The sequence below is a fragment of the Microbacterium sp. GXS0129 genome, assembly GCF_044769785.1.
Taxonomy (GTDB): domain Bacteria; phylum Actinomycetota; class Actinomycetes; order Actinomycetales; family Microbacteriaceae; genus Microbacterium; species Microbacterium nymphoidis.
Genome location: NZ_JBIZVZ010000011.1, coordinates 1 through 5,489, shown reverse-complemented (window position 1 = coordinate 5,489; position 5,489 = coordinate 1). Strand labels below are relative to the sequence as shown.

Sequence of the window (5,489 nt, the reverse complement as noted above, 5' to 3'; positions counted from 1 at the left end):
GAGAAGTTGCCCCGCAGCTAAGCCCCGTGTGGGTGGTGTGTGGGAGCATCCGATCCTTGAGAACTCAACAGCGTGCACTTGTCAAATGCCAAATAACCTCGTCACCCCTTTTTGGGGTGGGAGATTCCTTTGGATCAATTTATGGTTGTCAGTTTTGACATCCTTTTTTGGTCAGTTTCAAACTCGCAATGCTTTCTGCCTATTCCGGTGGGGGTGTTGCAGCTGTTTTTTCACGGAGAGTTTGATCCTGGCTCAGGATGAACGCTGGCGGCGTGCTTAACACATGCAAGTCGAACGGTGAAGCAGAGCTTGCTCTGTGGATCAGTGGCGAACGGGTGAGTAACACGTGAGCAACCTGCCCCGGACTCTGGGATAAGCGCTGGAAACGGCGTCTAATACCGGATACGAGACAAGACGGCATCGTCATTGTCTGGAAAGATTTTTTGGTCTGGGATGGGCTCGCGGCCTATCAGCTTGTTGGTGAGGTAATGGCTCACCAAGGCGTCGACGGGTAGCCGGCCTGAGAGGGTGACCGGCCACACTGGGACTGAGACACGGCCCAGACTCCTACGGGAGGCAGCAGTGGGGAATATTGCACAATGGGCGAAAGCCTGATGCAGCAACGCCGCGTGAGGGATGACGGCCTTCGGGTTGTAAACCTCTTTTAGCAGGGAAGAAGCGAAAGTGACGGTACCTGCAGAAAAAGCGCCGGCTAACTACGTGCCAGCAGCCGCGGTAATACGTAGGGCGCAAGCGTTATCCGGAATTATTGGGCGTAAAGAGCTCGTAGGCGGTTTGTCGCGTCTGCTGTGAAATCCCGAGGCTCAACCTCGGGCCTGCAGTGGGTACGGGCAGACTAGAGTGCGGTAGGGGAGATTGGAATTCCTGGTGTAGCGGTGGAATGCGCAGATATCAGGAGGAACACCGATGGCGAAGGCAGATCTCTGGGCCGTAACTGACGCTGAGGAGCGAAAGGGTGGGGAGCAAACAGGCTTAGATACCCTGGTAGTCCACCCCGTAAACGTTGGGAACTAGTTGTGGGGTCCATTCCACGGATTCCGTGACGCAGCTAACGCATTAAGTTCCCCGCCTGGGGAGTACGGCCGCAAGGCTAAAACTCAAAGGAATTGACGGGGACCCGCACAAGCGGCGGAGCATGCGGATTAATTCGATGCAACGCGAAGAACCTTACCAAGGCTTGACATATACGAGAACACTCTGGAAACAGAGGACTCTTTGGACACTCGTATACAGGTGGTGCATGGTTGTCGTCAGCTCGTGTCGTGAGATGTTGGGTTAAGTCCCGCAACGAGCGCAACCCTCGTTCTATGTTGCCAGCACGTTATGGTGGGAACTCATGGGATACCGCCGGGGTCAACTCGGAGGAAGGTGGGGATGACGTCAAATCATCATGCCCCTTATGTCTTGGGCTTCACGCATGCTACAATGGCCGGTACAAAGGGCTGCAATACCGTGAGGTGGAGCGAATCCCAAAAAGCCGGTCCCAGTTCGGATTGAGGTCTGCAACTCGACCTCATGAAGTCGGAGTCGCTAGTAATCGCAGATCAGCAACGCTGCGGTGAATACGTTCCCGGGTCTTGTACACACCGCCCGTCAAGTCATGAAAGTCGGTAACACCTGAAGCCGGTGGCCTAACCCTTGTGGAGGGAGCCGTCGAAGGTGGGATCGGTAATTAGGACTAAGTCGTAACAAGGTAGCCGTACCGGAAGGTGCGGCTGGATCACCTCCTTTCTAAGGAGCACTGCGGTTCTTCGGGACCGACAGAGCCGGATTCAGACCGAATGTGTCTGACCGGAGCTCATGGGTGGAACATTTGACATGGCATTCAGGCCGAGAGTGGTTTCTAGTACGCAGCTTGCTGTTGGAACGGGACGCTGGAGGGTTGGGTGCCTGCACGCTGTTGGGTCCTGAGGGACCGGGTGTCGATCTTTCGGGATTGGCTTCTGTTCCTCTGGGCCTTCTGTTGTCTGCGGCTTTGCTGTGGGCGCGGGGGGTACCGCCCGTACTTTGAGAACTACACAGTGGACGCGAGCATCTTAAAGATGATTCGTATGGGCCTTCGGGTTCATGCGGGTGATCTGAAATTTTGATGATCATTAGATCTGATTATTTCTTAACTCATGTATTCAAGTCTTTAAGAGCAAACGGTGGATGCCTTGGCATCTGGAGCCGAAGAAGGACGTAGCAATCTGCGATAAGCCTCGGGGAACTGATAAGCAAGTTTTGATCCGAGGGTGTCCGAATGGGGAAACCCCGCTGGGCGTTTGTGCGACCTAGTGACTCCCGCCTGAATATATAGGGCGGGTAGAGGGAACGTGGGGAAGTGAAACATCTCAGTACCCACAGGAAGAGAAAGCAACCGCGATTCCGTTAGTAGTGGCGAGCGAAACCGGATCAGGCTAAACCTTGCGTGTGTGATAGCCGGCAGGCGTTGCACGTTGGGGGTTGTGGGACTCACCGGAAGTTTCTGCCGAGACTTCGACGTGACAGCAGCGTATAGACGAATGGTTTTGAAAGGCCAGTCATAGAGGGTGCCAACCCCGTAGTCGAAATGCGTGTGCTGGCGTGGAGAGTATCCCAAGTAGCACGGGGCCCGAGAAATCCCGTGTGAATCTGTCAGGACCACCTGATAAGCCTAAATACTCCCAGATGACCGATAGCGGACAAGTACCGTGAGGGAAAGGTGAAAAGTACCCCGGGAGGGGAGTGAAATAGTACCTGAAACCGTTTGCTTACAAACCGTTGGAGCACCCCTGGTAGGTGTGACAGCGTGCCTTTTGAAGAATGAGCCTGCGAGTTAGTGATACGTGGCGAGGTTAACCCGTGTGGGGTAGCCGTAGCGAAAGCGAGTCTGAATAGGGCGATTCAGTCGCGTGTCCTAGACCCGAAGCGAAGTGATCTATCCATGGCCAGGTTGAAGCGACGGTAAGACGTCGTGGAGGACCGAACCCACTTAGGTTGAAAACTGAGGGGATGAGCTGTGGATAGGGGTGAAAGGCCAATCAAACTTCGTGATAGCTGGTTCTCTCCGAAATGCATTTAGGTGCAGCGTTGCGTGTTTCTTGCCGGAGGTAGAGCTACTGGATGGCCGATGGGCCCTACAAGGTTACTGACGTCAGCCAAACTCCGAATGCCGGTAAGTGAGAGCGCAGCAGTGAGACTGTGGGGGATAAGCTTCATAGTCGAGAGGGAAACAACCCAGACCACCATCTAAGGTCCCTAAGCGCGTGCTAAGTGGAAAAGGATGTGGAGTTGCTGTGACAACCAGGAGGTTGGCTTAGAAGCAGCCACCCTTGAAAGAGTGCGTAATAGCTCACTGGTCAAGTGATTCCGCGCCGACAATGTAACGGGGCTCAAGCACGCCACCGAAGTTGTGGCATTGACATTTTTGGTAGGCCTTCGTGGTCCAGCCGTGTTGATGGGTAGGAGAGCGTCGTGTGGCGAGTGAAGCGGCGGAGTGATCCAGCCGTGGACGCTACACGAGTGAGAATGCAGGCATGAGTAGCGAATGACGTGTGAGAAACACGTCCTCCGAAAGACCAAGGGTTCCAGGGTCAAGCTAATCTTCCCTGGGTAAGTCGGGACCTAAGGCGAGGCCGACAGGCGTAGTCGATGGACAACGGGTTGATATTCCCGTACCGGCGAAGAACCGCCCAAGCTAATCCAGTAGTGCTAAGTATCTGAATCCTCATGACCGGATCCTTCGGGTGATGGCGTGAGGCCTAGCGTACGACCCCGTTCTGGTGCGGTTAGCGTATTAACAGGTGTGACGCAGGAAGGTAGCCCAGCAGCGCGATGGTTGTCGCTGTGCAAGTGCGTAGGCTGAGTGATAGGCAAATCCGTCACTCGTAGAGGCTGAGACACGATGCGTATCAAGTGGGTGATCCTATGCTGCCGAGAAAAGCATCGACGCGAGGTTCCAGCTGCCCGTACCCCAAACCGACTCAGGTGGTCAGGTAGAGAATACCAAGGAGATCGAGAGAATCGTGGTTAAGGAACTCGGCAAAATGCCCCCGTAACTTCGGGAGAAGGGGGGCCATCGGCGTATTAGGACTTGCTCCGAAAGCGTTTGGTGGCCGCAGAGACTAGTGGGTAGCGACTGTTTACTAAAAACACAGGTCCGTGCTAAGTCGCAAGACGATGTATACGGACTGACGCCTGCCCGGTGCTGGAAGGTTAAGAGGACCGGTTAGCCGTAAGGCGAAGCTGAGAATTTAAGCCCCAGTAAACGGCGGTGGTAACTATAACCATCCTAAGGTAGCGAAATTCCTTGTCGGGTAAGTTCCGACCTGCACGAATGGCGTAACGACTTCCCAACTGTCTCAACCGCGAACTCGGCGAAATTGCAATACGAGTAAAGATGCTCGTTACGCGCAGCAGGACGGAAAGACCCCGTGACCTTTACTACAGCTTGGTATTGGTGTTTGGTGTGGCTTGTGTAGGATAGGTGGGAGACTGTGAAGCATTCACGCTAGTGGGTGTGGAGTCGTTGTTGAAATACCACTCTGGTCACTCTGGATATCTAACTTCGGACCGTAATCCGGTTCAGGGACAGTGCCTGGTGGGTAGTTTAACTGGGGCGGTTGCCTCCCAAAAAGTAACGGAGGCGCCCAAAGGTTCCCTCAACCTGGTTGGCAATCAGGTGTCGAGTGTAAGTGCACAAGGGAGCTTGACTGTGAGACTGACAAGTCGAGCAGGGACGAAAGTCGGGACTAGTGATCCGGCAGTGGCTTGTGGAAGCGCTGTCGCTCAACGGATAAAAGGTACCTCGGGGATAACAGGCTGATCTTGCCCAAGAGTCCATATCGACGGCATGGTTTGGCACCTCGATGTCGGCTCGTCGCATCCTGGGGCTGGAGTAGGTCCCAAGGGTTGGGCTGTTCGCCCATTAAAGCGGTACGCGAGCTGGGTTTAGAACGTCGTGAGACAGTTCGGTCCCTATCCGCTGCGCGCGTAGGAAATTTGAGAGGATCTGACCCTAGTACGAGAGGACCGGGTTGGACGAACCTCTGGTGTGCCAGTTGTTCTGCCAAGAGCACCGCTGGTTAGCTACGTTCGGGATGGATAACCGCTGAAAGCATCTAAGCGGGAAGCCGGCCTCAAGATGAGATTTCCATACCTTCGGGTGAGAGGCTCCCAGCCAGACTACTGGGTTGATAGGCCAGATGTGGAAGCGCAGTAATGCGTGTAGCTGACTGGTACTAATAAGCCGATGACTTGATAAACACCCCCCCCTTTTTTGGGGTGGGTGACATGAACTTTTGCTTGCGTCCACTGAGTGGTTCTCGATGTACGGTCGAGAACACACGACGATCAATGCTCGTTGTGCTGATTGAAACATCAATAGTGTTTCGGCGGCCATAGCGAGAGGGAAACGCCTGGTCACATTCCGAACCCAGAAGCTAAGCCTCTCAGCGCCGATGGTACTGCAGGGGGGACCCTGTGGGAGAGTAGGACACCGCCGGACT

At 54.6% G+C, this 5,489-nt stretch carries 3 rRNA genes; all 3 read left to right on the top strand.

The annotated features are described in order from the left end of the window. The first annotated feature begins 229 nt into the window (after positions 1-229). The 3 genes from ACIQJ5_RS17405 (at position 230) to rrf (ending at position 5,488) form a co-directional block, all read left to right on the top strand. Positions 230-1,752 (top strand): 16S ribosomal RNA (locus ACIQJ5_RS17405). A gap of 393 nt (positions 1,753-2,145) precedes the next feature. Further along, positions 2,146-5,246: ribosomal RNA gene (locus ACIQJ5_RS17400) — 23S ribosomal RNA — on the top strand. 125 nt (positions 5,247-5,371) lie between these two features. Further along, positions 5,372-5,488: ribosomal RNA gene (rrf, locus tag ACIQJ5_RS17395) — 5S ribosomal RNA — on the top strand. Together the 16S, 23S and 5S rRNA genes form the textbook arrangement of a ribosomal RNA operon. Position 5,489 lies beyond the last annotated feature (1 nt).